The organism is Streptomyces sp. MI02-7b, assembly GCF_033793585.1.
GTDB lineage: Bacteria > Actinomycetota > Actinomycetes > Streptomycetales > Streptomycetaceae > Actinacidiphila.
The window spans coordinates 421,959-446,133 of the sequence record NZ_JARAWX010000004.1; the positions used below are offsets into that span (position 1 = coordinate 421,959).

At 73.0% G+C, this 24,175-nt stretch carries 21 protein-coding genes; 4 read left to right on the forward strand and 17 right to left on the reverse strand.

The features are described 5' to 3' along the window. Window positions 1-55: 55 nt before the first annotated feature. The 6 genes from hflX to miaA all read right to left on the reverse strand — a co-directional run bounded on the left by hflX (window position 56) and on the right by miaA (window position 8,126). The gene (hflX, locus tag PV364_RS08765) at window positions 56-1,558 is read right to left on the reverse strand and encodes a GTPase HflX (protein ID WP_319659174.1); all 1,503 of its coding nucleotides are present in this window, start codon (window positions 1,556-1,558) and stop codon (window positions 56-58) included. Between the two features lie 147 nt (window positions 1,559-1,705). Beyond that, complete coding sequence (locus PV364_RS08770; protein WP_319659175.1) at window positions 1,706-3,358, reverse strand: M1 family metallopeptidase; 1,653 nt, start codon at window positions 3,356-3,358, stop codon at window positions 1,706-1,708. A 71-nt stretch (window positions 3,359-3,429) separates the two neighbouring features. Next, window positions 3,430-5,562, reverse strand: a complete 2,133-nt coding sequence (locus PV364_RS08775) for a RelA/SpoT family protein (protein ID WP_319659176.1) — start codon at window positions 5,560-5,562, stop codon at window positions 3,430-3,432. Between the two features lie 153 nt (window positions 5,563-5,715). Continuing rightward, a complete protein-coding gene (gene dapF, locus PV364_RS08780) occupies window positions 5,716-6,594 on the reverse strand; it encodes a diaminopimelate epimerase (RefSeq protein WP_319659177.1) in 879 nt (292 codons plus the stop codon). Window positions 6,595-6,610: 16 nt separating this feature from the next. Next, window positions 6,611-7,078, reverse strand: coding sequence for a hypothetical protein (locus tag PV364_RS08785; protein ID WP_319659253.1), 468 nt, complete (start codon window positions 7,076-7,078; stop codon window positions 6,611-6,613). Between the two features lie 97 nt (window positions 7,079-7,175). Further along, window positions 7,176-8,126, reverse strand: a complete 951-nt coding sequence (miaA, locus tag PV364_RS08790) for a tRNA (adenosine(37)-N6)-dimethylallyltransferase MiaA (protein ID WP_319659178.1) — start codon at window positions 8,124-8,126, stop codon at window positions 7,176-7,178. A 106-nt stretch (window positions 8,127-8,232) separates the two neighbouring features. Here miaA and PV364_RS08795 point away from each other — a divergent pair, with 106 nt between their 5' ends. Continuing rightward, window positions 8,233-8,448: an antitoxin gene (locus PV364_RS08795; protein WP_319659179.1), complete on the forward strand. Its 216-nt coding sequence runs from the start codon at window positions 8,233-8,235 to the stop codon at window positions 8,446-8,448. A 95-nt stretch (window positions 8,449-8,543) separates the two neighbouring features. Here PV364_RS08795 and PV364_RS08800 read toward each other — a convergent pair whose 3' ends face one another. From PV364_RS08800 to PV364_RS08815, 4 genes are read right to left on the reverse strand one after another with little or no spacing between them, the layout of a single operon-like run. Next, the gene (locus PV364_RS08800; protein ID WP_319659180.1) at window positions 8,544-9,248 is read right to left on the reverse strand and encodes a class III extradiol dioxygenase subunit B-like domain-containing protein; all 705 of its coding nucleotides are present in this window, start codon (window positions 9,246-9,248) and stop codon (window positions 8,544-8,546) included. Window positions 9,249-9,273: 25 nt separating this feature from the next. Further along, a complete protein-coding gene (locus tag PV364_RS08805) occupies window positions 9,274-9,597 on the reverse strand; it encodes a hypothetical protein (RefSeq protein ID WP_319659181.1) in 324 nt (107 codons plus the stop codon). A gap of 51 nt (window positions 9,598-9,648) precedes the next feature. Further along, the gene (miaB, locus tag PV364_RS08810; RefSeq protein WP_319659182.1) at window positions 9,649-11,157 is read right to left on the reverse strand and encodes a tRNA (N6-isopentenyl adenosine(37)-C2)-methylthiotransferase MiaB; all 1,509 of its coding nucleotides are present in this window, start codon (window positions 11,155-11,157) and stop codon (window positions 9,649-9,651) included. Window positions 11,158-11,193: 36 nt separating this feature from the next. After that, window positions 11,194-12,081, reverse strand: coding sequence for an MBL fold metallo-hydrolase (locus PV364_RS08815; protein WP_319659183.1), 888 nt, complete (start codon window positions 12,079-12,081; stop codon window positions 11,194-11,196). Window positions 12,082-12,203: 122 nt separating this feature from the next. Between PV364_RS08815 and PV364_RS08820 the strand changes: the two genes are divergently transcribed. Together PV364_RS08820 and PV364_RS08825 are read left to right on the forward strand one after the other, a co-directional pair. Beyond that, a complete protein-coding gene (locus tag PV364_RS08820) occupies window positions 12,204-13,187 on the forward strand; it encodes a TAXI family TRAP transporter solute-binding subunit (RefSeq protein ID WP_319659184.1) in 984 nt (327 codons plus the stop codon). 116 nt (window positions 13,188-13,303) lie between these two features. Further along, window positions 13,304-15,145, forward strand: coding sequence for a serine/threonine-protein kinase (locus tag PV364_RS08825; RefSeq protein ID WP_319659185.1), 1,842 nt, complete (start codon window positions 13,304-13,306; stop codon window positions 15,143-15,145). 33 nt (window positions 15,146-15,178) lie between these two features. On the opposite strand, the gene PV364_RS08830 is transcribed toward PV364_RS08825, so the two are convergent. The 5 genes from PV364_RS08830 to PV364_RS08850 are packed head-to-tail and all read right to left on the reverse strand — an operon-like array spanning window position 15,179 to window position 21,022. Beyond that, window positions 15,179-16,957, reverse strand: a complete 1,779-nt coding sequence (locus PV364_RS08830; protein ID WP_319659186.1) for an HAD-IA family hydrolase — start codon at window positions 16,955-16,957, stop codon at window positions 15,179-15,181. Window positions 16,958-17,017: 60 nt separating this feature from the next. Next, the gene (locus tag PV364_RS08835; protein ID WP_319659187.1) at window positions 17,018-18,139 is read right to left on the reverse strand and encodes an ABC transporter ATP-binding protein; all 1,122 of its coding nucleotides are present in this window, start codon (window positions 18,137-18,139) and stop codon (window positions 17,018-17,020) included. A gap of 8 nt (window positions 18,140-18,147) precedes the next feature. Further along, on the reverse strand, window positions 18,148-18,984 hold the full coding sequence (locus tag PV364_RS08840; protein ID WP_319659188.1) for an ABC transporter permease: 837 nt from the start codon (window positions 18,982-18,984) through the stop codon (window positions 18,148-18,150). Next, window positions 18,972-19,862, reverse strand: coding sequence for an ABC transporter permease (locus tag PV364_RS08845; RefSeq protein ID WP_319659189.1), 891 nt, complete (start codon window positions 19,860-19,862; stop codon window positions 18,972-18,974). The genes PV364_RS08840 and PV364_RS08845 overlap by 13 nt, the downstream gene beginning before the upstream one ends. Window positions 19,863-19,870: 8 nt before the next feature. Continuing rightward, a complete protein-coding gene (locus PV364_RS08850) occupies window positions 19,871-21,022 on the reverse strand; it encodes an ABC transporter substrate-binding protein (protein ID WP_319659190.1) in 1,152 nt (383 codons plus the stop codon). 268 nt (window positions 21,023-21,290) lie between these two features. On the opposite strand from PV364_RS08850, the gene PV364_RS08855 reads away from it, so the two are divergent. Next, complete coding sequence (locus PV364_RS08855; protein ID WP_319659191.1) at window positions 21,291-22,058, forward strand: GntR family transcriptional regulator; 768 nt, start codon at window positions 21,291-21,293, stop codon at window positions 22,056-22,058. Here the strand turns inward: PV364_RS08855 and PV364_RS08860 are convergent. Then, window positions 22,033-23,421: a HAMP domain-containing sensor histidine kinase gene (locus tag PV364_RS08860; RefSeq protein WP_319659192.1), complete on the reverse strand. Its 1,389-nt coding sequence runs from the start codon at window positions 23,419-23,421 to the stop codon at window positions 22,033-22,035. The two genes, PV364_RS08855 and PV364_RS08860, sit on opposite strands and share 26 nt — an antisense overlap. A gap of 11 nt (window positions 23,422-23,432) precedes the next feature. Beyond that, the gene (locus PV364_RS08865; RefSeq protein WP_319659193.1) at window positions 23,433-24,146 is read right to left on the reverse strand and encodes a response regulator transcription factor; all 714 of its coding nucleotides are present in this window, start codon (window positions 24,144-24,146) and stop codon (window positions 23,433-23,435) included. Window positions 24,147-24,175 lie beyond the last annotated feature (29 nt).

The following is a 24,175-nucleotide window of genomic DNA, read 5'->3' on the forward strand; positions in this document are numbered from 1 at the left end:
CCGCAGGGCCCGCCCCCATGGAGGAGCGGGCCCTGCGGCGTTCGCAGCGGGACGCCTAGCGGCGCGCGGCGAGCGCGAACGGCTCGAGTTCCGCCGCCAGCTCGTCATGGACGCGGGCCTTGAGCAGTGTGCCGTCGCCGGTGTGCTCCTCGGAGAGCACCTCGCCGTCGGAGTGCACCCGGGCGACGAGCGCACCGCGGGTGTACGGCACCAGGGCCTCGATCTCGACGGCGGGCCGCGGGAGCTCGTCGTCGATCATCGTCAGCAGCTCCTGGATGCCGCGCCCGGTGCGGGCGGACACCGCGATGGAGTGCTTCTCGCGGCGCAGCAGGGACTGCAGCACCACGGGGTCGGCCGCGTCGGCCTTGTTGATCACCACGATCTCGGGCACGTCCAGCGCGCCGACGTCGCGGAAGACCTCGCGGACCGCGGCGAGCTGCTCGTCCGGGTTCGGGTGCGAGCCGTCCACCACGTGCACGATGAGGTCGGCGTCGGCGACCTCCTCCATGGTGGAGCGGAAGGCCTCGACCAGGTGGTGCGGGAGGTGCCGCACAAAACCGACGGTGTCGGCCAGCGTGTAGAGCCGGCCGCTCGGGGTCTCCGCCCGGCGCACGGTCGGGTCCAGGGTGGCGAACAGCGCGTTCTCCACCAGGACGCCCGCACCGGTGAGCCGGTTGAGCAGCGAGGACTTGCCGGCGTTGGTGTAACCGGCGATCGCCACCGAGGGCACCTTGTGGCGCTTGCGCTCCTGGCGCTTGAGGTCGCGGCTGGTCTTCATCTCCGCGATCTCCCGGCGCATCTTGGCCATCTTCTCGCGGATGCGCCGCCGGTCGGTCTCGATCTTGGTCTCACCGGGACCACGGGTGGCCATACCGCCGCCCGAGGAGCCGGAGCCACCGCCACCCATCTGCCGGGACAGCGACTGACCCCAGCCGCGCAGGCGCGGCAGCATGTACTGCATCTGCGCGAGCGAGACCTGGGCCTTGCCCTCACGGCTCTTGGCGTGCTGGGCGAAGATGTCGAGGATCAGCGCGGTCCGGTCGACCACCTTGACCTTGACGACGTCTTCCAGGTGGATGAGCTGGCCGGGGCTGAGCTCACCGTCGCAGACCACGGTGTCGGCGCCGCTCTCCATCACGATGTCGCGCAGCTCCTGCGCCTTGCCGGAGCCGATGTAGGTGGCCGGGTCCGGCTTGTCGCGGCGCTGGATGACACCGTCGAGGACGAGGGCGCCCGCGGTCTCGGCGAGGGCGGCGAGCTCCGCGAGGGAGTTCTCCGCGTCGCGGACGGTGCCGTCCGTCCAGACACCGACGAGCACGACGCGCTCCAGGCGGAGCTGTCGGTACTCGACCTCGGTGATGTCCTCCAGCTCGGTGGACAGACCCGCCACACGGCGCAGAGAGGCTCGTTCGGAACGGTCGAACTGCTCGCCGTCACGCTCCCCGTCGATCTCGTGACTCCAGGCGACGTCCTCTTCCATCAGGGCGTCGGCCCGAAGGCTCTCGGGGAGGCGCTGGCGGCTGCTTGCAGAGCTCGAAGAGGAGGAAGAGGAGGTCATTGGATCCTTTGCTCGGAGAGGAATCGATGTGCGCGGCGCTCACGCCCCGCACACAGGGCACAACGTTCGGCGGGGCCGGGAGATTCCCCGGGCCGGGCCGCGGCGTCGTCGCCGTACGTAGATGGTCGCACGCCGGTCGCCGCCCGGTCACGCGACTTTCGCGGGCCCGGGTGCGGGCCCGGAGCGGTGTGCGCTGTGCGGGGCGGCTTGTTCGTTGCCGTGGGACTGACCGTGGGAGTGGCCGTGGGACTGACCGTGGGAGTGGCCGTGGGACTGACCGTGGGAGTGGCCGTGGGACTGACCGTGGGAGTGGCCGTGGGACTGACCGTGCGGGCCGGCCTGGGGTCCCGGCCTGGCGGGCGCCGGCTTCCAGTCGGGGTGGCCCGGCATGGGCGGGGTGGTGGGCCCGTACAGCCAGGCCCGCAGGAAGGGACCGAGGTCGCGGCCCGCGGTGTCGGAGGCCAGCTCGATGAAGTCGGCGGTCGAGGCGACGCCGTCGCGGTGCCGGGTGACCCAGGCGCGCTCCAGTTCCTGGAACACCTCGGCGCCGATCTCCTGGCGGAGCGCGTAGAGCGCCAGCGCCCCGCTGAAGTAGACGTTGCCGCGGAAGATGCTGAGCTTGGCCTGCGCTCCGGGGTTGCCGGGCACGAGCGGGTGGGCGGGCGGACCGCCGGCACGGCGCAGCTCGCCGTCGAGCTCGTAGGCGGCTCTGGCGAGCTTGTCCAGGGTGTACTCGTGGTACTTCTCGGCGCCGTAGCGCCACTGGTACCAGGTGGCGTGACCCTCGTTCAGCCACAGGTCGGACCAGGTCGCGGGGCTCACGCTGTCGCCGAACCACTGATGCGCCAGCTCGTGCACCATCACCGGCGTGGCGTCCGCCTCGCGGGCCAGCAGGACCCGGCGCTCGAAGAGCGAGAGGGTCTGCGTCTCCAGCTCGAACCCGGTGATCGTGTTGGCGCTGAGGATGCCGTACGTCTCGAAGGGGAACGGGCCGACCTGCTGCTCCATCCACGCGATCTGGTCGGCGGTCAGGGCCAGCCGCTTCTCCAGCACCGCCCGTTCCGGATCGGCGGCGTCCAGGACGTCGCGCAGCGGCAGGCCGCCGGGCCCCGTGCGGTGCAGGACGGCGCTGTGCCCGATGGAGACCTGGGCGAGCTCGGTGGCCATGGGGTGGGCCGTGCGGTAGGTCCACGTGGTGGTGGCCCCCCGGGTGAGGGAGGGCTCGGGCAGGCCGTTGGCGACGACCGTGAGGTCCTTGGGGGCGGTGACGTGGAAGGCGAACCGCGCCTTGTCCGAGGGGTGGTCGTTGCACGGGAAGACCGTGTGGGCGGCACTGGCCTGGTTGGCCATGACCAGCCCGTCCTTGGTGGGGATCCAGCCGCTGTCGTCCTTGGTGGTGGGATCACTGGTGTGGACGACGATGATCTGCATGCGTCCGCCCACGGGGACCGGGACGACCGGGGTGACGACCAGTTCCTCGCGCTCGGTGGTGAACGGCGCGGGTTGGTCGTTGACCTCGACCGAGCTCACGGTGCCGCGGGCGAAGTCGAGGTGGAAGCTCTCCAGGGTGTCGGTGGCGAGCGCGTCGATCCGGGTGACGGCACTCAGCGGCCGGTTGTTGCCGTGGTAGGTGAACGAGATGTCGTAGTCGTGGACGTCGTACCCGGGGTTGCCGAGCTCGGGGTAGAGCCGGTCGCCGATACCGGCGGGGGTCGTGTCGCCGCCGGGCAGTCCCGCCGCAGTGAGCGCGATCACCGCGGCCGCGGTGAGGGCGCCGCGGCGCGCAAAGGATCCGATCATGGGACATCGGTATCAGCGCACCGTGGCCCGCAGGCGGCGGCGCGTCTGCACCCCACCCGATCGGGTACTCCTCAGACCTGTGGAGTGGCCACCGCGCCCTGGGCGCGGTACACGTCGTAGACCCCGGGCACGGCGCGCATCGCGCGCATCAGGACGGACAGCGACCCGGGGTCGGGCAGTTCCACGGTGTACGTGTGGCGCACCCTGTGCTCCTGCGGGGGCTCCACCGCTGCGTAGACGATGGCGACGCCCTGCCCGGCGATGACCTCGGTCAGGTCGGCGAGCAGTCGCGGACGGCCCAGTGCCTCGGCGTACAGCGTGGCCCGGTGGCCGGCGCCGGGGGCGTCGTGGCGCCAGCGGACGGCGACCGGGGCGCGGCCGGAGGCCGCCATGCGGGCGCTGACCGGGCACCCGGCGCGGTGAACGGCCACCGTGCCGCCGCGGATGACGAAGCCGGTGATCCCGTCGGGCGGCACGGGTGTGCAGCAGCGCGCCATGCGCACGGTGCCGCCGGGCGGATCGGTGTCGACGGCCTCCGCGAGAGGGTCGGCCGTACGGCGCGTGGCGGTTCCGGCGGCGCGGACGGCGGGTGTGGCCGGCTGCTCCTCGGCGCCGGCCGCCGGGTGGGCCTCCAGCCATCGGCTGATGGCGATGCGGGCGGCGGGGGTGCGGGCGTGCTCCAGCCAGTCCGGCGACGGCCCCGAGACTTCACCACCGGTGCTGTGGGCCATGAGCAGTTGCAGGGTGTCACCGTCCTTGAGGGCGGTGCGCAGCGGCGCGAGGCGGCCGTTGACCCGCGCGCCGACGACGGCGTGGGCGGCCTCACCGTGCAGGGCGTAGGCCGCGTCGGTGCACGTGGCGCCGTCCGGCAGGCCGACCGTGCCGCCGTCGGCGGAGAAGACGGTGATCTCCCGGTCCTGGGCGAGCTCGTCGCGCAGGGTGCTCCAGAAGAAGTCCGGGTCGGGGGCGTCGCGTTGCCAGTCGAGCAGCCGGGCGAGCCAGCCCGGCCTGGTCGGGTCGACGCGCTCGCCGTCGGCACCCTCGGCGGTCTCGCCGGCCGTGTACGGATTGCCGAGCGCGATGACACCGGCCTCGGCCGCCAGGTGCATCTGCCGGGTGCGGATGAGGACTTCGGCGATGCGGCCGTCGGTGTCCCGGACGGCGGTGTGCAGTGACTGGTAGAGGTTGAACTTCGGGGCCGCGATGAAGTCCTTGAACTCCGCGACGACCGGGGTGAAGCAGGTGTGCAGCTCACCGAGGACGGCGTAGCAGTCGGCGTCCTCGGCGACCTGGATCAGCACGCGGCCGAAGTCGCTGCCGCCGGGCTGCGCGCCGCCCCGCTTGCGCGCCACGCGGTGCACCGACACCACGTGCCGCGGCCTGACGTCGACCTCGGCGCCGATGCCCGCGTCCCGCAGCACCCGGCGCACGTCCTCGGCGACGGCGGACAACGGGTCGGGCAGGGCGGCGTGTTCGACGATCAGATCGGTGGTGCGGCTGTACTCCTCGGGGTGCAGGATGGCGAAGACCAGGTCCTCCAGCTCGGTCTTCAGCGCTTGGACGCCGAGGCGTTCGGCGAGCGGGATGAGCACGTCCCGGGTGACCTTGGCGATGCGCGCCTGCTTCTCGGGGCGCATGACGCCGAGGGTGCGCATGTTGTGCAGTCGGTCGGCGAGCTTGATCGACATCACACGGACGTCGTTGCCGGTGGCGACCAGCATCTTGCGGAAGGTCTCGGGCTCGGCCGCGGCCCCGTAGTCGACCTTCTCCAGCTTGGTGACCCCGTCGACCAGGAAGCGCACCTCCGCGCCGAACTCCTCGCCCACCTGGTCCAGCGTCACATCGGTGTCCTCGACCGTGTCGTGGAGCAGGGAGGCCGTCAAGGTCGTGGTCTCCGCGCCGAGTTCGGCCAGGATGAGGGTCACCGCGAGCGGGTGTGTGATGTACGGCTCACCGCTCTTGCGCGTTTGGCCGCGGTGCGAGGACTCGGCGAGCTCGTACGCCTTGCGCAGGATGGCGAGGTCCGCACGGGGATGTCGCAGGCGGTGCACCTTGGCGATGTGCTCGATCGCGTCCGGCACGCGCCCCCGGCCGCCGGGACCGAGCAGGGCCGCACGCCCCAGCCGGCGCAGGTCCGCCGTCCGCGGGATGCGCCTGCGCCCCTCGGAGTTCGGGACGGCTTCCACTGCGTTGTCTGGGCTCATACGGGCACCTCCGGCAGCGTCGACCGGCGGCGGGATGGCTTCCGTGCCGGTGCTTGATGCTACCGAGCCCATCACGTGCCGCTGCCACGCTCTCGCCCAGCGTGATCGGCATCACCCGTTCGAGCGAATGAACACCCCGGAGGACGGGTAGGCTTATGCGCTTTCGCGCAGCCAGGCCGGGTCGATCACGCCCGTGGCGACGATGACGGCCGGTCCGGTCATCTCGACCGTGCCGTCCGGGTGTTCGGTGACGGACAGTCGCCCGCCGGGCACGTCCACGGTGTAGGTCTGCGGACGGCCCGTCACGGCCGGGTCGAGCCCGTCGCGGCGGGCCGCGGCGACCATGACGGCGCAGGCGCCCGTGCCGCAGGACCGGGTCTCGCCCGAGCCGCGCTCATGGACCCGCATGGCGACGTGCCCGGGGCCGCGGTCGACCACGAACTCGACGTTCACGCCGTCCGGGTAGGCCGCGGCGGGCTCCCAGACCGGGGACGTCAGCAGGTCGCCGGCCTCGGCGAGGTCGTCGACGAACGCGACGGCGTGCGGATTGCCCATGTTCACGTTGCGGGCCGGCCAGCGGCGCTCGCCGACGGAGACCTCGACCTCGCCCTCGGGCAGCACGACACGTCCCATGTCCACGGTGACGTCGCCGTTCTTGGCGAGGTGCGCCTGCCGCACACCGGCGCGGGTGGCGATCGCGAGATCACCGGCCTCGGCGAGACCGGCGCGCTCCAGGTAGCGGGCGAAGACCCGGACGCCGTTGCCGCACATCTCGGCAACGGTGCCGTCGCCGTTGCGGTAGTCCATGAACCACTCGGCCTCCGCGGCCATCGCCGCGGCCTCGGGGTGCTTCGCGGAGCGGACCACCCGCAGCACGCCGTCCGCGCCGATCCCGGCCCGGCGGTCGCAGAGCCGGGCGACCATCGCGGCGGTCAGGTCCAGTTCCCCGTCGTGGTCGGGGATGATCACGAAGTCGTTCTCCGTGCCGTGCCCCTTGAGGAACGGCAGGCCCTGCGGTGCGGCGGTGGTCATGCCCCGATCCTACGGGTCAGCGCAGGCGGGCGACGCGCCAGAAGGCCAGCAGCGCCAGCACGATGATCACGGCCGCGTACAGGGCGAGGTAGCGCCAGTCGGGACGCCGTTCCGAGCCGCGGGCGGGCAGGCCCGGCCACGTGTAACCGACCTTGCGGGCGGCCATCAGGCCCCAGCCGGCCGCGCAGCAGCCCAGCAGGAAGCCGAGCATGGCGACGACGGCGCCGCCGTCCCCGGTCTCGAAGGCGAGCGGGAAGGCGAACATCAGCGAGCCGAGCGCGCCCAGAGCGACGATCGGGGCGATCTGCCACACGCGCAGACGGCGCTCGGGGCGCAGCTCGCGGAAGGACTGCTCCTCCTCCGCGAGGGTCTGCGCGTCGAGCGGGTCCTCCAGGGGTCCGTCGACCACGAGGCGGTCGTGTTCCGCGTCCGCGGCACCCTCCGCCTGCTCCGGTTGCGGTCCGTTGCGAGGGCCGGCTTCCATCGCCACGCGCCCTCCAAAGAGTCCGACATCGTAGCCCGATGCTCGATGATGGCACGCTCGAAGTGGCGTCAAGTGCCGCTGGGGCGTCCCGATGCCATCACGTGATCAGGCTGTGACCGCTGGGCCGGGCCGGGCCGAACAGGGCGAGGGCCTGGCCCACCAGTTCCTCTCCGCGACCGCCGAGCCAGTGCACCCGGCGGTCGCGGCGGAACCACGAATCCTGACGGCGCGCGAAGCGTTTGGTGGCGCGCACGGTCTCGTCGCGCGCCTCCTGCTCGGTGCAGGCGCCCAGGAAAGCGGCGAGGATCTGCTGGTAGCCGAGCGCCCGGGAGGCGGTCCGCCCCTCACGCAGGCCTGCCGCCTCCAACGCCCGCACCTCGCCGACCAGCCCGGCGTCCCACATCCGGTCGACGCGCAGCGCGATCCGCTCGTCGAGCTCGGGGCGCGGCACGTCCACTCCGATCTGGACGGTGTCGTAGACCGACCCCTTGGAGTGCGCGTCGGGCAGGTTCGCCGTGAAGGGGCGGCCGGTGATCTCCACGACCTCCAGGGCGCGCACCACACGCCGCCCGTTGCTGGGCAGGATCGCCCGCGCCGCCTCGGGGTCGACGGCGGCCAGACGCGCGTGCAGCGGACCGGAGCCCTGCTCCTCCAGCTCGGCCTCCAGGCGGGCCCGCACGTCGGGGTCGGTGCCGGGGAAGTCCAGGGCGTCGATCGCGGCGCGCACGTAGAGACCGGAACCGCCGACGAGGACCGCGCTGCGCCCGGCGGCCAGCAGGCGGTCGATCTCGGCCCGGGCCAGGCGCTGGTACTCGGCGACGCTGGCGGCCTGGGTGACGTCCCAGATGTCCAGGAGGTGGTGCGGGACGCCGTGCCGCTCCTCCTCGGCGAGCTTGGCGGTGCCGATGTCCATGCCGCGGTACAACTGCATGGAGTCGGCGTTGATCACCTCACCGTCCAGGGCCCGGGCCAGGGCGACACCGAGGTCGGACTTGCCGGCGGCCGTGGGGCCGACGACGGCGATCACGTGGGGGGCGTCGTTCTTCACGTGGACAGTTTCGCAAATCCCGGCGGGGCGGATTCACCCCCGGACGAGTAGCATCATCAAACAGAAAAGGTCATTTCGGGCCATTCCACGCAGGGGACGGTGAGCCATGAGCCTCATGGACACGTTGAAGGCCAAGGCCGAACAGGCCAAGGCCAAGGCCGGGGATTTCGTGGAACGCCACGGCGACGCGATCGAGTCGAAGCTCGACAAGGTCGCGCACACGGTCGACGAGAAGACCAAGCACAAGTACAGCAGCAAGATCGACTCGGGCGTGGACAAGACCAAGGGCGCCCTGGGTCAGATGAAGGACAAGCGGGACTAGCCCTGTCGTCACGTGGGCTCCGGCCGCCCGGAGGGCGGGCTCCGCGGGTCCCCCGGCTCCCGGCTGCAGCTGGGGGAGGGAATGCGACGACAGGCCTAGGACCAGACCGACACGAAGTAGCCCACGCCGTAGGGCGCCTCGTCGTACAGCAGGGCGCCGCCCAGTGCGGCCTGCTCTGCCGCGCCGGCCAACACCTGCCACGGGGCCCGTCCCGCGGCCCGCAGCTCACCCGCCAGCCCGGCGTCCAGCCCGGCCAGCGCGGCCGTGTCCGCGGTGCCCAGCGCCCGTGCGACGGAGGCGTCGAAGGCCTCCGCGCGGTCGTCCAGGTAGCCGGGGGCCTTGAGGGTGCGGCAGTTGCTGCCGTCGCCCATGACCAGCAGCGCCACCCGGTCCGCCAGCTCCGCCAGACCTCGGCCCAGCTCCAGCATGCGCCCGGCCGGCGCGTCCTCGGGCACCGCGCAGCCGTGCAGGGGCGCGGCCAGGCGCGCGTCCTCCAGCAGCGCGGCGGCGACCGTCAGCGCCGGGGCCAGCGGCTCGGGGTCCGAGCCGTCGCCCAGGCGCACCGCGCGGTTCACCCCGTACGGGCGCAGCGACCCGGTGCCACCGCCCTCCCAGACGTGGGAGCTCTCCCCCGTACCGACCGCGCCGACCACGACCAGCAGGTCGGGGCGGGCGGCCGAGACCACGGCCAGCGCGTCGGCACACGCCGCGCGCAGGGTGTCTAGCTCGGCGGACGCGCCCGAGGCGACCTCGGGCACGAGCAGCGGCGGGCAGGGGCATACGGCGGCGGCGACCAGCATGATCGGAAGCCTAACGCGCGCCGGCTCAGTACCCCTCGGGCACACGGTCGCGGGGCGTGGGCGCCACCGAGGCGTCTTTGCTGTCGGCGATGAGCTCGGCCACCGTGAAACGGCAGATGTAGGTCGTGGTCATGCCCTCGTTGACCTGCAGCAGGCCGTCCCCGGTGCGGTACGTCCAGGTGCGCCGCACGCTCAGCGGCTTCCTGGGCCGGAAGGCCTGCGCCGTGCGCTCCAGGGCGCGCAGCGCGTCCTCACGGCTCCCGTCGGCGTGGCCGAGCAGGTCGAACTCCCAGCGCCTGTTGTCGCCGCTGCCGACGGTCTCCTCGACGAACAGACCCCAACGGCTCATGCCGTCCCCCCTCGGATCGCTGTGGTGTGCTCCCGCCGGGCCCCCGCCCGGTCAGTGGGTGGCGCAGCCCGGTGCGGCCGCGGGCATCGGCGCCGGGACGCCGATCGTCGGCAGCCCGAGCAGGACGCCCGCGGGCTTGGCGGCCGCGGCCGCGCTGCGCCGCTCCCAGGCGTCGCCCGCCGGGGTGCGGCGGACGGCGAGGGCGGGGCGCTCCGCGAGCAGGTGGTGCGGCGCGGCGTAGGTGATCTCCGCGGTCACCATGTCGCCGGGGCGCACGGGCTCGGCCGGCGGCGCGAAGTGCACCAGGCGGTTGTCGCCGGCGCGGCCGGACAGACGGTGCGTGGCGTCGTCCTTGCGGCCCTCGCCCTCGGCGACCAGGATCTCCAGGGTCCGGCCGACCTGCTTCTTGTTCTCCTCCCAGGAGATCTCCTCCTGGAGCGCGACCAGGCGCTCGTACCGCTCCTGCACCACGGCCTTGGGCACCTGGCCGTCCATCTCGGCGGCGGGCGTGCCGGGGCGCTTGGAGTACTGGAAGGTGAAGGCCTGGGCGAACCGGGCCTCGCGCACCACGTGCAGCGTCTGCTCGAAGTCCTCGTCGGTCTCGCCGGGGAAGCCCACGATGATGTCGGTAGAGATGGCGGCGTCCGGCATGGCGGCGCGCACCTTCTCGATGATGCCGAGGTAGCGGTCCTGCCGGTACGAGCGGCGCATGGCGCGCAGCACGGTGTCGGAGCCGGACTGCAGCGGCATGTGCAACTGGTGCATCACGTTCGGGGTCTCGGCCATGGCCGCGATCACGTCGTCGGTGAAGTCGCGCGGGTGCGGCGAGGTGAAGCGGACCCGCTCCAGCCCGTCGATCCCGCCGGTGGCGCGCAGCAGCTTGCTGAAGGCCTCGCGGTCGCCGATGTCGGAGCCGTACGCGTTGACGTTCTGGCCGAGCAGCGTCACCTCGACGACGCCCTCGGCGACCAGCGCCTCGACCTCGGCGAGGATGTCGCCGGGGCGGCGGTCCTTCTCCTTGCCGCGCAGCGCGGGGACGATGCAGAAGGTGCAGGTGTTGTTGCAGCCCACCGAGATGGACACCCAGGCCGCGTACGCGGACTCCCGCCGGGTCGGCAGGGTGGAGGGGAAGGTCTCCAGCGACTCGGCGATCTCGACCTGGGCCTCCTCGGCGACCCGGGCGCGCTCCAGCAGCACCGGCAGGCTGCCGATGTTGTGGGTGCCGAAGACGACGTCGACCCAGGGGGCCTTCTTCACGATCGTGTCGCGGTCCTTCTGCGCCAGGCAGCCGCCGACGGCGATCTGCATGCCCGGGCGGGCCGCCTTCTGCGGGGCGAGGCGGCCGAGGTTGCCGTACAACCGGTTGTCGGCGTTCTCGCGCACCGCGCAGGTGTTGAAGACCACGACGTCCGCGGACACCGTGCCGTCGGCGTCCTTGGGCGCGCGAACGTAGCCGGCCGCCTCCAGGAGGCCGGCCAGCCGTTCGGAGTCGTGGACGTTCATCTGGCACCCGTAGGTGCGGATCTCGTAGCTCTTCACACCCTGCTCTTCACGCTGCACCCATCCAGGGTAAGGGGGCGCCGGAACCGCTCGTGCTCACGTTCCCCCCGGGACGGGCACGAGCCGGTGGGTGTTCCCGTCCGGGACGACCGTGCCGGCGGTCGGCGGCGGGAAGTGCGTGCCCAGGAGCAGCGTGTCCGTGCCGGCCAGCCGGCCGAGCAGTGCGCGGCGGCTGCGGACGGACAGCGCGGGGTCGGTGTCGGTGGGGCTGGTGAGGTCCGGCCGCGCGACCTGGACGGGGTGGTGCACGCTGTCGGCGCCGATCACGGCGGTCCGGTCGGCGCCGCGCACCTCGACGGCCACCTGTCCCGGGGTGTGGCCCGGCACCGGCAGCAGCCGGATCCCCGGGGCGGGCTCGGCGGGGCCGTCGCCCACGTCCACCAGGTCGAGCAGCCCGGCGTCGCGCACCGGGAGCACCGAGTCGCGGAGGACCTGCCGGTGGGCCGCGTCCGTGGCCGGGCCGGCCCAGTGGTCCCACTCGGCGCGCGGGACGACGTGGCGGGCGTGGGGGAAGGTGGGGACCCATCTGCCGCCGTCGTCGCGGGTGTTCCAGCCGACGTGGTCGGTGTGTAGGTGGGTGAGGATCACCAGGTCCACCTCCTCGGGCGGGAACCCCGCGCCGGCCAGGCGCAGCAGGTAGTCGGTGTCCAGCCGGTCCCAGGCCGGGTCGTCGCGCGGTTTCCCGTTGCCGATGCCCGTGTCCACCAGGACGCTCAGCCCGTCCGCCCGCCAGGCGAACGTATGGCTGTGCAGCCGCAGCGTGCCGTCCTGCCGGACGAAGTCGGGAAGCAGCCAGGCCACGGCGGCCACGACGGCCGGGGTGGCCCCCGGGAGGAGCACCGCGCCGGTCCGCGGCGGCAGGGCGGTCTCGTCGACCCGGCGGACGACGAGGCCGCCGAGGTCCCAGGCGGCCGAGGGGTGCATCCGGTGCCTCCGGTACGACGTGCGGGACGCGGTCGTCCTTCCGAGCGTAGCGACGCCCCGGGCACCGCGCGCCCGGCGGCGGGCGCTGGCCAGGGCGGGAGGGGGCTGGCAGTATCGCCCGGATGGAGGTCCCCCGTATCGGAAGGCGCCGGGTCGTGCAGGCGGTGCTGGCGGCTGCCGCGGCGACGGCGCTGCTGGTGTGGTGGCTGCTGCCCGCGGAGGGCCCGTCGTACCCGACCGGGGCCGTGTCCTTCTCGACCGGGTCGCGCAACGGCGTCTACGAGACCTACGGCAAGCGGCTCCAGCCCTACCTGCGCACCGACCTGCCGGGCGTGCGGGTACGCCTCGTGCCCTCCGAGGGGTCGGTGGACAACGTGCGGCGGGTGGCCACCGGGAAGGCGGACTTCGCGATAGCGGCGGCCGACGCCGTCGCGGACTACCGGGGCGAGGGGGCCGGACGCCTGCGGGCGTGCGCACGGCTGTACGACGACTACATGCAGCTCGTGGTGCCCGCCGACTCCAAGGTGCGGTCGGCGAAGGACCTGCGGGGGCTGCGCGTCGGGGTGGGGCAGCCCAGTTCCGGGGTGAACCTCATAGCGCGACGGCTGCTCACCGCGGCGGGCCTGGGGCACGAGGGGGACGTGCGCCGGAAGGCGGTCGGCATCGACACGGCGCCCCAGCTGCTGCGCGAGGGCAAGCTGGACGCGTTCTTCTGGTCGGGCGGCCTGCCGACGAAGGCCGTGACGGATCTGGCGGAGAGGTCCGACGTCAAGCTGGTCCAGCTCGGCGACCTCGTGACCGCCCTGCACTCCGGGGACGACGAGTCCGGCTACTACCGGCAGGCCGTGATGCCCGCGGACGCCTATCCGATGATCCAGGGCGGGCGGGCGGTGCAGACCATCGCCGTGGCCAATCTGCTCATCACCACGGACCGGCAGGACACCGGGCTGGTGGAACGGCTCACCAGGACGGTCATCGACAGCCGCGACCGGATCGGCCAGGAGGTGCACGCCGCACAGCTGGTGGATCTGCGGACTGCCGTCTTCACCGACCCGCTGCCGCTGCACGCGGGGGCCGAGCGCTACTACCGCTCCGTAAAGCCATAGGCCCGGTTGGCGGCGTTCCGTCCGACATGTGATCATCTCCCTTCCCCGGGGCCGATGTTCATCCCTGTCGCCGCCCCATAACCTGTAGCCGACCACGGACCGATGGGGGCACAGGCATGAGCACTGAGGGTATTCCGGAGACCCTCATCGACGGCCGCTACGAACTGCGCCGGCAGCTCGGGCGCGGCGGCATGGGCGTGGTCTGGGAGGCGTACGACAACCGGCTCGGCCGTCAGGTCGCCGTCAAGGAGCTGCTGTTCCGCGGGGCGCTGGACCCGGAGACGCAGGCGCAGTGGGTGGAGCGGGCGCGCCGGGAGGCGCAGGCGATCGCCCGGATCGGGCACGAGCACGTGGTCGCCGTGCACGATGTGATCGAGGCCGAGGGCCAGGTCTGGATCGTCATGGAGCAGGTCAATCCGCACTCCCTGGCCGACCAGTTGCGCGAGCGGGGCCGGCTGCCGGCCCTGCAGGCGGCACGGATCGGGCTGGAGGTGCTGCGCGGTCTGCGCGCGGTGCACGCGGCCGGTGTGCTGCACCGGGACGTGAAGCCGCACAACATCCTCTTCCGGCGCGACGGCCGGGCCGTCCTGATGGACTTCGGCATCGCCACCTTCGAGGGCGCGGCGCAGGTGACGCGGCTGCACGAGACCGTGGGCACCCCGCAGTACCTCGCCCCGGAGGTCGCCAACCGGCAGCCCCCGACGCCCGCTTCCGACCTGTGGTCGCTGGGCGTCACGCTGTACGAGATGGTGGAGGGCCGGCCGCCGTTCCGGGGGCCGACGCCGTACGAGGTGCTGGAGGCCGTGCGCACCTCGGAGCCGCCGCCGATGGCGCACGGCGGGCCGCTGCGCCCGCTGGTCGACGGGCTGCTGGTGAAGGACCCCGACGCGCGGATGACGGCGCAGCGCGCCGAGCAGTTGCTGCAGCACGTGGCGCAGGAGACCCCGCAGTTCCCCCTGCCCGTCCATGCCGACTACGACCCGCAGGCCACCGAGTCGGCGGTACACGTCCCGGAGCAGCTCACGGACCCGTCCGCGGCGGAGAGCGCCGCGCCGGCGCCGCGGCCCGGCGGCGGGCGCCTCGCGTGGCGGCGCTGGCGCGCGCTGCTGGCGGGCGGCGTGGGACTGGTGGTGCTCGCGGCGGCCGGCTGGTTCGCCACCGACGGGCTGCGGGACGACAACGGGCTGCGGCTGGCCGGTTCCCCGACGTACCAGGCGGCCCGTGAGCGCGGCTATCTGCTCGTCGGCGTCAAGAAGGACCAGCCGGGGCTGAGCCAGGTCTCGTCGACCGCCAAGGCCGGCTACGAGGGCTTCGACATCGACCTGGCCTGGGCGATCGCCCGTCATCTGGGTTTCCAGCGGGTCCAGTTCACCGTCGTGGACACGCAGTCCCGCGAGTACCGCCTGAAGGCGGGCCAGGTCGACCTGATAGTGGCGAGCTATTCGATCACGGCCGCGCGCAAGGAGCAGGTCGACTTCGCGGGCCCGTACTACCAGGCGGCACAGGACTTCCTGGTGCGCACCGACTCGCCCATCCACGGCGCGCAGGACCTGTTCGGCCACACAGTGTGCACGGTCACGGACTCCACTCCCGCCGAGCGCCTGGGGAAGCAGTTCCCGCTGATAAAGACCGACCAGCAGGCCTCGTACGGTATCTGCGTCGACGAGTTGCTGAAGGGGCAGGTCGACGCCGTCTCCACCGACGACATCATCCTGGCCGGCTACCGGGCCCAGCACCCCACGCGGCTGCGGCTGCTGGGCGTGCCCTTCGGGATCGAGGAATACGGTGTGGGCATCCAGAAGAACGAGCCCGCGCTGAAGCACGCCATATGCGACGCGATACGGGACGAGATCACCTCGGGCGCCTGGCGGGCGTCGTACATCAAGCACCTCAAGCCGCTCACCCCGCAGCAGCTCGCGGACCAGCGGCCGCCCGAGGAGATGGAGGAGTGCGCCTGACGGCGCCGGTGCCCCCGGGCGGCCCCGCGGGCCTCAGCGCAGCGCGAAGGTCGTGACGACGGCGGCGTGGTCGGAGGGCCACGCGTTGGACGCGACGTCGGGCTCGGGACGGGGGTCGCCGGTGACGAGCGTCGTGGAGTACAGGACCTCCAGCCCGCTGCCCGCGTAGAGCACGAAGTCGATCCGGTCCTGCGGTTCGGGCGCGGGGTTCACCGGCGACCAGGTGGTGCCCGGGTCGCGCACCGGGTCGGGGTGGGCGTCGCGGTAGGAGTCGCGCAGTCCGGCCGCCTCGGCCTCCAGGGTGACCGGCCAGGGCACCTCGCGACCGCCGTGGAGCGGGGCCGCCTCGGCGGTCCAGTCCAGGTGGGAGGGGACGTTGAAGTCCCCGACCAGCAGCACCGGCGTGGTGTCGCGGGCGGCGAGGTCGCCGGCCATGTCGCTCAGGATGCGCCGGATCTCGCCGAGGCGGCCCGAGGACTCCTCGCGCTCGGCCAGCGCCTCGACCGGCAGCCGGTCGTTCAGGGCGTCGTACGGGCCGTAGGGCGTGTAGTTCAGGTGCGCGCTCCACACCGTGACCTCGCGGTCCGCGTCGAGGCGCACGGTCGCGCCGAGACCGCCGTAGAACGGGGTCGCGGGCAGGCCGTGGCGGGAGACGATCGGGTAGCGGCTGATCACGCCGAGGTTGTCGCCGGCCTGGTGATAGTCCCAGCCGAGTGCCTCCGCCAGCTCCTTGGCGGAGTGGGTGAGGGTCTCCTGGAGGCCGACGACGTCGGCGTCCGCGTCCAGCAGGACGCGCAGTTGCCTGTCGCGGCGGTCGTCGACCATGGTGCCGCCGCGCCACAGGTTCCACGTCATGACGCGCACCCGGCGCACCAGGGGCTCGCCGGCCGCGACGACCGGGACCCGGGCGGTGACGACGGCGGTGCGCCCGATGTCGTCGGTGGCGGTGACGCTGACCGCGGCCTCGCCGGGCGCGTCGGGTGTGCCGGTGACCGTGCCGTCGGCGCGGACCTCGGCCCACTCCGGGCCGGCGCTCTTCGCGTACGTCACGGGGGCGCCGCGCAGCAGCCCGGCCACGGTGGCCCGGAAGGGCTCGCCGACCCGGGCGGCGCGGGTGGTGAAGGCGGGTACCAGGAAGGACGGTTCGCGGCGCACCAGGTCCCGCAGCACCGTGATGCCGACCTGCTCCAGGCTGCCCAGCACCAGGCGTCCGGGGCCGGGCGCGATCGGCGCCAGCGAGGGCACGGCGAGCACCCGGCAGCCGGCGGCCTCCGCGGAGGCGACGCCGGTCGGGGTGTCCTCGACGGCGACGCAGGAGGCCGGGTCGGCGCCCAGGGCGCGGGCCGCGGCGAGGTAGGGGTCGGGGGCGGGCTTGGTGCGCTCGGTGTCGTCGGCGGTGAAGGAGACCGCGAAGCGGTCCCGGCCGAGGACGTCGAGGACGATGTCGACGACCTCACGGGGGGAGGCCGACACGAGAGCGATGGGGACGGCGTGCCGGGCCAGTTCGTCGAGCAGTTCGATCGCGCCGGGGCGCGGGACGGTACGGTCCCGGACCCGGGTCGCGAACTCGCGGTGCAGGACGGCGGCCAGCTCCTCGGCGCGGGTCGCCGTCCCGGTCGTGCTCACCAGATGTGCGGCGGTGTGCTCGACGGCGCGGCCGAGGACCTCAGTCACGTCTGCGTCGCCGAGCACGTGCCCCAACCCGGCGGCCACTTGCTCGACCGCCTGCCACCACAGCTCCTCGGTGTCGACGAGCGTGCCGTCCATGTCGAACAGAACGGCGTTGAGCGGGTGGGTCGGTGGGTGGGTCACGGAACTCTCTTTCAACGGGGTGTGGGGGGATGGGCGGTGCTGTCGGCGGTGCGGTCGGGGTCAGGCGGCCCGCGCGGCCACCAGGACGGGGCGGTCGGGCAGGGACAGGGAGACGGGCGCGCCGGGCGGCAGCACGGCGGCCTCGGTGCTGGGCAGGTCGGCCTTGACGTCGGTGCCGTCGGGCAGCCGGACGGTCACCCGGGTCACCGCGCCGAGGAAGGCGGCCGCCACGACGAGCGCGTCGCCGGTGGGGTCGGCGGACACGGTCACCGCCTCGGGACGCACCAGCACGTCGACCTCGCGGCCGCCGGAACCGTGGGAACCGTGGGAACCGTCGGCGGTGCCGCTCTCGGCGGGCAGACGGCGGCCCAGGACCTCGACGTACCCGTCGTCGGCCAGGTGGCCCGGAATCCGGCTGTTGGTGCCGACGAACTCGGCGACGAAGGCGGTCGCCGGGCGGTCGTACAGCTCGGCGGGGGCGGCGCACTGCTCCAGGCGGCCGGCGTTCATGACGGCGACGCGGTCGGCCATGGACAGCGCCTCCTCCTGGTCGTGCGTCACGAACAGCGTGGTGATGCCGAGTTCCAGCTGCAGGCGGCGGATCTCCTCCCGGAGGTTGGTGCGCACCTTGGCGTCCAGGGCGCTCAGCGGCTCGTCCAGCAGCAGCACGCGCGGCCGCAGCGCCAGGGCGCGGGCGAGCGCCACGCGCTGCTGCTGGCCGCCGGAGAGCTGGTGCGGGAAGCGGTCGGCGTGGCTCGGCAGGCCGACGAGCTCCAGCAGTTCGGCGGCGCGCCTGCGGCGCTCGGCGGTGCCGACCTTGCGCATGCGCAGCCCGAAGGCGACGTTGTCGACGGCGCTCAGGTGCGGGAAGAGGCTGTAGGACTGGAAGACCATGCCGGCGTCGCGGCGGTGCGCCGGGGTCGAGGTGACGTCCTTGCCGTCGACGAGGACCTGGCCGGAGTCGGGGTGCTCGAAGCCCGCGAGCATGCGCAGCGCGGTGGTCTTGCCGCAACCGGACGGGCCCAGCAGGGCGAGCAGTTCGCCGGGCTGCACGGTCAGGTCCAGCCCGTCCAGCGCGGTGGTCGCGCCGAAGGACCGGCGCAGCGCCCGGAACTCGACGGTGGCGCCGCCCGCGGTGCGCGGGGCGGCGTCGGTGGGCGGGGCGGGGACGGTGTCGGTCATGGTGTCGGTCACTCCTGGGAGGCGGTACGTGTCGAGGAACGGCGTCCGCTGAACGCGGTCAGTGCCAGCAGCAGCGCCCAGGTGACGAGCAGGCTGAGCACCGATACGGCGACGGACAACTGGGCCTGCGAACCGCTGGCGGTGACGATCCACACGGCGAAGGGCTGGAAGCCGAGCAGCGAGGCGACGGTGAACTCGCCGAGCACGAGGGCGAGGGTCAGGAACGAGGCGTTCAGCAGCGCCCCGCGCAGGTTCGGGAGCACCGCGTTGACCAGGGCGCGCGGCCAGCTCGCTCCGCAGGAACGGGCGGCCTCCACCAGGGTGCGGACGTCGACCGCCCGCAGGCCGGCGTCGAGTGCCCGGTAGACGAAGGGCAGCGCCATCACGACGTCCGTGAGGACCAGCACCACGGGGAAGTCCGGGTTCTGGACGGCCACGAACGTCTGGAACAGGGGCGTGCTGGACAGGTACTCCGGGCCCCAACCCAGCACGGTGCGGACACCGGCCACCAGGGCGATCGGCGGCACGACCAGCGGCAGCGAGCAGACCACCTCGACCACTGGGCGCAACCGCGGCGCCGACAGCCGCAGCGCCACCATGGCGGGGACCATGAGCAGCAGCACGACCAGGACGGTGGCGGCGGCCAGCTCCAGGGAGAGCAGCAGGCTGGTGGTGAAGCCCTCGGCCGCGAAGATCTGCCCGTAGGCGTCGAGGGTGAAGCCCTGGCCGGGGACGTCCACGGTGAAGATCGCCGAGGCGGCCAGCGGCACCAGGAAGTAGATCGCGGCGAAGGCGAGGACGACTCCCCGCCAGGGCCGCAGTCGTGCGGTGGTCACACGAGCCATCGCGCGCTCCGTCGTTGCAGGGGCAGGTAGATCGCCATGACCAGGCCGGCGACGACGACCATGTCGAGACTGAGCGCCAGGCCGACGTTCTCCTGGCCGACCAGTACGTTTCCGGAGATGGCGTCGGCGATCTGCAGGGGAACCAGCGGCACCGAGCTGCCGACCATGGCAGCCGCGGTGGCGTACGCGGCGAAGGCGCTGCCGAAGAGCAGCACGAAACCGCCGAGGAGCGAGGGGGCCAGCACCGGCAGCGCCACGTGCCGCCAGTACTGCACGCCGGTGGCGCCGTTGTTCTGGGCCGCCTCACGCCACTGGACCCGCAGACCGTCCAGCGCGGGGGTCACGGTGAGCACCATCAGCGGGATGAGGAAGTACAGGTAGACGATCACCAGGCCCCAGAAGCTGTAGAGGTTCCAGCCCTTGTCGGCGAGGCCCAGCCGGCGGGTGAGGATGCCCGAGTTGCCGAGGGTGGCGACGAAGGCGAAGGCGAGCGGCACGCCGCCGAAGTTGGCGAGCACGCCGGAGGCGGTCAGAACGGCCTCGCGCAGCGCGCGGAAGCGCGAGGTGACCACGGCCTGCGCGAGCAGCAGCCCGCACACGGTACCGATCGCCGCGGAGAGCGCGGACAGCTTGACGCTGCCCCACAGGGCGGTCAGGTAGGCACCCTGCAGCGAGTGCGTCAGGTTCGCCGTGGTGTACGAGGAGGCCCCGGTGGCGGGGTCCTTGACCGTGAAGGCGCCGTTCAGCATGGCCAGGGCGGGGGCCCCGAAACTGATCGCCACGAAGACGAGCAGCGGGGCCACCGCGAGCCAGCCGGCGGGGCGCCGCCGCGCCGGGGTCTTCTCCCCGGCGTCGGCGGGCGCGACGGTGGCTGTCATGAGGTCGGTCATCCGGTGACGGCCTTGGCCCAGCCCTGGGCGAGGACGTCCTTGGCCTTGGCCTGCTGGTCCTCGGTCGGGAAGGACGGGGTGCCGGTGACCGGGGGGAGCGCGGCGGCGGCGGCCTTGTCGAGGGTGCCGGCCGTCTCCATGGCGGACATCAGGACGGGGCGGGCGAAGCCCTTGAGCCACAGGTTCTGGCCCTCGGCGCTGTAGAGGTACTCCTGCCACAGGCGTGCGGCCGCGGGGTGCGGGGCGTCCTTGTTGATCGCCTGGGAGTAGTACTGGGCGTACTTGCCGTCCTCGGGGACGGAGACCTTCCAGTCCAGGCCCTTGCTGGCGAACTCCTTGGCGTAGCCGGCGTTCAGGTAGTCCCAGTCGATGGAGATGGGCGTCTCGCCCTTCTCGACGGTGGCCGGGGTGGACTCGACCGGCGTGTAGTTGCCGTTCTTCTTCAGCTTGGCGAAGAAGTCCAGGCCGGCCTGGATGTCGTCGAAGGAGCCGCCGTTGGCCAGGGCCGCCGCGTACACGCCGCCGAAGGCGGAGCCGGACTTGGTCGGGTTGCCGTTCAGGGCCACCTGGCCCTTGTACTCGGGCTTGAGCAGGTCGGCGAAGGTCGTCGGGCAGGCCTTGACCCGCTTGGCGTCGCAGCCGATGGAGACGTAGCCGCCGTAGTCGTTGTACCAGCGGGCCTGCGCGTCCTTCTGGGCGGCCGGGATGTCGTCGAAGGAGGCGACCTTGTAGGAGGCGAACAGGCCCTGCTGCGCGCCGCTGACCGCGAAGGAGCTGCCGAGGTCCAGGACGTCGGGGGCGCGGTCCTGGCCCTTGCGGGAGGTGACGGCGTTGATCTCGTCCTGGCTGGCCGCGTCCGGAGTCTCGTCGTTGATCTTGATCCCGTACTTCTTGGTGAAGCCGTCGATCAGCTCGCCGTAGTTGGCCCAGTCGCGGGGCAGGGCGATCGCGTTGAGGGTGCCCTCCTTCTTGGCGGCGGCCACAAGGGCGTCCATGCCGCCGAACTCCTCGGCGGAGGTCGCGGTGGCGGCGCTCTTGCCGTCGGCGGAGGTCTGGGTGGAGGGGGCGGAGCCACAGGCGCTGAGGGCCAGCGCGGTCAGAGCAAGACCGGCGGCGACGGACGCCGCCTTCGGGAGGGACGCGGGCACGGATGTCTCCTGGGTAGGGGTGTCGGGTCCTGGGCGACCAGGACCGGCATCACTTGTTTGAACAAGTTGCCCCCAGTAGGCCCGGCATCCATGTCCTTTCCGTGAACGGGGCGAGAACCCCGGACAGCGGCCGGAGAACAGTACGCCGCTGATGACAACGGATCTGCGCTGCCAGCAAGTTGACCGATACCCCTGCGACGGCCCCGGTCCGGCTCGTCTACGCTGACCCATGTTGTGCGCAGACAACGAATGAACGGAAGGGGACGCGGTGACGGCGCGGCACGAAGAGATCGCCGAGGAACTGCGGCGGGCCATCGACGACGAGCAGTACACGGTCGGTGCCCTGTTGCCCCCGGAGACCGAACTGGCCGCCCGCTACGGCGTCTCGCGCGGCACGGTGCGGCAGGCGATCGCGGCGCTCACCACCGAGGGCCTGATCGGCTCCCGGCAGGGGGCCCGCCGGGTCGTCCTGGCCAGCCGGCGCAGCCAGAGCTTCGCGGAACTGCGCAGCTTCGCCCAGTGGGCCCGCGCCATGGGCCGCGCGGCCTCCGGCGAGGTGGTCTCCTCCGAGACCCGGCCGGCCGACACCGAGGACGCCGCGCGGCTGCACCTGCGCCCGGGCACCGAGGTGCTGTACGTGCTGCGCGTGCGCGGTCTGGACGGCGAGCGCGTCCTGGTCGAGCGCACGGTGTACGCGGACTGGATCGCCCCCGCGGTGCGGCGCATCGAGCCGGGCTGCGAGTCGGTGACCCAGCGGCTGTACGACGACACCGGCCTGGTCTTCGCCTACGGCGAGCACCTGATCGACGCCGTCGCGGCGGGCACCAGGGACGCGGAACTGCTCGGCCTGCGGCGCGGCAGCCCGCTGCTGCGGGTTCGGCGGGTCACGACGACGCAGAAGGGCCGCCCGGTCGAGTGGTCGGACGACCGCTACCGCTCGGACGCCGTCAACTTCAGCATCCACAACTCCATAGGCTCCAATCCGCTGGCCCGGCAGGCCGGTCCGGGCCTCAGGGAGCCGTTCGCGGCACGGTGAGCGTCACGCGCAGTCCGTGCGGCTCGTTCGGGGCGTAGGAGATGCCGCCGCCGCCCTGGGTCAGCAGGACCCGCGCGATGGACAGGCCCAGACCCGAGCCGTCCACGTTCTGGTGGAGCGGACTGCGCCAGAACCGGTCGCCGATGCGGGCGAGTTCGTCCGCGCTCAGGCCCGGGCCGCCGTCGGCGACGGTGACCTCGACCCGGCCGGGCCGGACGGCGACGGCGGTGCCGACGCGGACCCGTTCACCGCGTGGGGTGAACTTCAGGGCGTTGTCGATGACGGCGTCCAGGGCGCTGGACAGCGCGATCCGGTCCGCCCACCCGGTGGCCGCCGCGACGCCGTCGTAGGACAGCTCCACGCCCTCGCGGTCGGCGACCGGCCGCCAGGCCTCCACGCGTTCGGCGGTGAGGGCGGCGACGTCGGCGAGGGCGAGGTGGGCCTCGGCGTGCTCGGCGGTGGCCAGCCCGAGCAGGTCGTCCAGCACCGAGGCCAGGCGCTTGCCCTCCTCCTGGACCGAGGCGATCTCCTCGTGGCCCTCGGGGAGTTCCAGCCCCAGCAGCTCGATCCGCAGCAGCAGCGCCGACAGCGGGTTGCGCAACTGGTGCGAGGCGTCGGCGACGAAGGCCCGCTGCTGGTCCAGCACTTCCTCGACGTTGTCGGCCATCTCGTTGAAGGAGCGGGCCAGCCGGCGCAGTTCGGGCGGCCCGCCGGCGGCCGCGACACGGGACTTCATGCGCCCGGTGGCGATGTCGTGGGTAACCCGGTCCAGCACCCGGACCGGGCGCAGCACCCAGCCGGTGAGCCGGAAGGCGGCCATCACGGCGACCGCCATGGCGGCGAGTTCCCCGGCCGCCAGCAGCAGCCAGCCGCGCAGGATGCGCGAGCGCATCGCGCCGGTCGGCGAGTCGGTGAGCACCACCGCGACGACGTCGCCGTCCCGCACCACCGGGGAGGCGACCGGCAGCCGGCGGTGCTGCCAGGGCCAGATCTGCCGCGGGTCGTGGCTGCGGCGCCCGGCCAGCGCCTCGCGGTACGCGGTCCTGGCCTCGCCGCCCTCCGGCAGCCGCCAGCCGGCCGGCGCCGAGGCGATCGGCCGTCCGTCGCGGCCGAAGACGCCGGCCCGGATGCCGTAGACCTGCTGGTACTGCAGCAGGTCGGCCTTGAGGGTGCCCTCCCGCTCGCCGCCGGTGTCGGTGTTGACGTACTGGGCGAGCGCGGCGAAGCGCGCGGTGTCGTCGATGCGGTCGACGACGACCCGCTGCTGCTGGGCGGCGGCCAGGCTCGCGGCGAGCGGGAAGCCGAGCGCCAGCAGCACACCCGCCATGAGGACGATGAGCAGGGGGAGCAGCCGGGTGCGCACCGCGCGCGCCCCTAGGAGGACGGCACGACGAGCCGGTAGCCGACCCCGCGCACGGTCTCGATCAGGGAGGGCAGGCGCAGCTTGGAGCGCAGCGACGCCACGTGCACCTCGAGGGTGCGCCCGGTCCCCTCCCAGCTCGTCCGCCACACCTCGCTGATGATCTGCTCGCGGCGGAACACCACACCGGGCCGCTGCGCGAGCAGCGCCAGCAGGTCGAACTCCTTGCGGGTGAGCGCCACCGGCTCCTCGTCGACGGTCACCTTGCGGGTGGCCGGCTCCAGGCAGACCGGCCCGAGCCGGATCGGCCCTCCGTCCGCGACGGCCTCGCCGCCCTCGCCCTCGGCACCGGGCCCCTCCTGCGCCTTGCGGCGGCAGACGGCGTGGATGCGGGCGAGCAGCTCTCCGGTGTCGTACGGCTTCACCACGTAGTCGTCGGCGCCGAGGTTGAGCCCGTGGATGCGGGAGCGCACGTCGGCGCGGGCCGTGACCATGATCACGGGTATGGCGGTGCGCAGCCGGATCCTGCTGCACACCTCGAAGCCGTCCTGGTCGGGCAGGCCGAGGTCGAGCAGTACCACGTCGTAGGCCGGACCGTGGTCCGGCAGGAGCGCGTGCAGCGCCTCCTCGCCGCTGCGGGCGTGGGTGACCTGCAGCCCGTGCTTGGCCAGCACGGCGGACAGCGCGGCGGCGACCCGGTGGTCGTCCTCCACGAGCAGCAGCCTCATCCGTTCACCTCCCGCCGTCGGGCCTTCGC

What these genes read in the sequence shown, in the direction of transcription:
- hflX (WP_319659174.1), bottom strand. Translation starts at nt 1,558, where the DNA reads ATGACCTCCTCTTCCTCCTCTTCGAGCTCTGCAAGCAGCCGCCAGCGC.
- PV364_RS08770 (WP_319659175.1), bottom strand. Translation starts at nt 3,358, where the DNA reads ATGATCGGATCCTTTGCGCGCCGCGGCGCCCTCACCGCGGCCGCGGTG.
- PV364_RS08775 (WP_319659176.1), bottom strand. Translation starts at nt 5,562, where the DNA reads ATGAGCCCAGACAACGCAGTGGAAGCCGTCCCGAACTCCGAGGGGCGC.
- dapF (WP_319659177.1), bottom strand. Translation starts at nt 6,594, where the DNA reads ATGACCACCGCCGCACCGCAGGGCCTGCCGTTCCTCAAGGGGCACGGC.
- PV364_RS08785 (WP_319659253.1), bottom strand. Translation starts at nt 7,078, where the DNA reads ATGGAAGCCGGCCCTCGCAACGGACCGCAACCGGAGCAGGCGGAGGGT.
- PV364_RS08795 (WP_319659179.1), top strand. Translation starts at nt 8,233, where the DNA reads ATGAGCCTCATGGACACGTTGAAGGCCAAGGCCGAACAGGCCAAGGCC.
- PV364_RS08800 (WP_319659180.1), bottom strand. Translation starts at nt 9,248, where the DNA reads ATGCTGGTCGCCGCCGCCGTATGCCCCTGCCCGCCGCTGCTCGTGCCC.
- PV364_RS08805 (WP_319659181.1), bottom strand. Translation starts at nt 9,597, where the DNA reads ATGAGCCGTTGGGGTCTGTTCGTCGAGGAGACCGTCGGCAGCGGCGAC.
- PV364_RS08815 (WP_319659183.1), bottom strand. Translation starts at nt 12,081, where the DNA reads ATGCACCCCTCGGCCGCCTGGGACCTCGGCGGCCTCGTCGTCCGCCGG.
- PV364_RS08820 (WP_319659184.1), top strand. Translation starts at nt 12,204, where the DNA reads ATGGAGGTCCCCCGTATCGGAAGGCGCCGGGTCGTGCAGGCGGTGCTG.
- PV364_RS08825 (WP_319659185.1), top strand. Translation starts at nt 13,304, where the DNA reads ATGAGCACTGAGGGTATTCCGGAGACCCTCATCGACGGCCGCTACGAA.
- PV364_RS08835 (WP_319659187.1), bottom strand. Translation starts at nt 18,139, where the DNA reads ATGACCGACACCGTCCCCGCCCCGCCCACCGACGCCGCCCCGCGCACC.
- PV364_RS08840 (WP_319659188.1), bottom strand. Translation starts at nt 18,984, where the DNA reads ATGGCTCGTGTGACCACCGCACGACTGCGGCCCTGGCGGGGAGTCGTC.
- PV364_RS08845 (WP_319659189.1), bottom strand. Translation starts at nt 19,862, where the DNA reads ATGACAGCCACCGTCGCGCCCGCCGACGCCGGGGAGAAGACCCCGGCG.
- PV364_RS08865 (WP_319659193.1), bottom strand. Translation starts at nt 24,146, where the DNA reads ATGAGGCTGCTGCTCGTGGAGGACGACCACCGGGTCGCCGCCGCGCTG.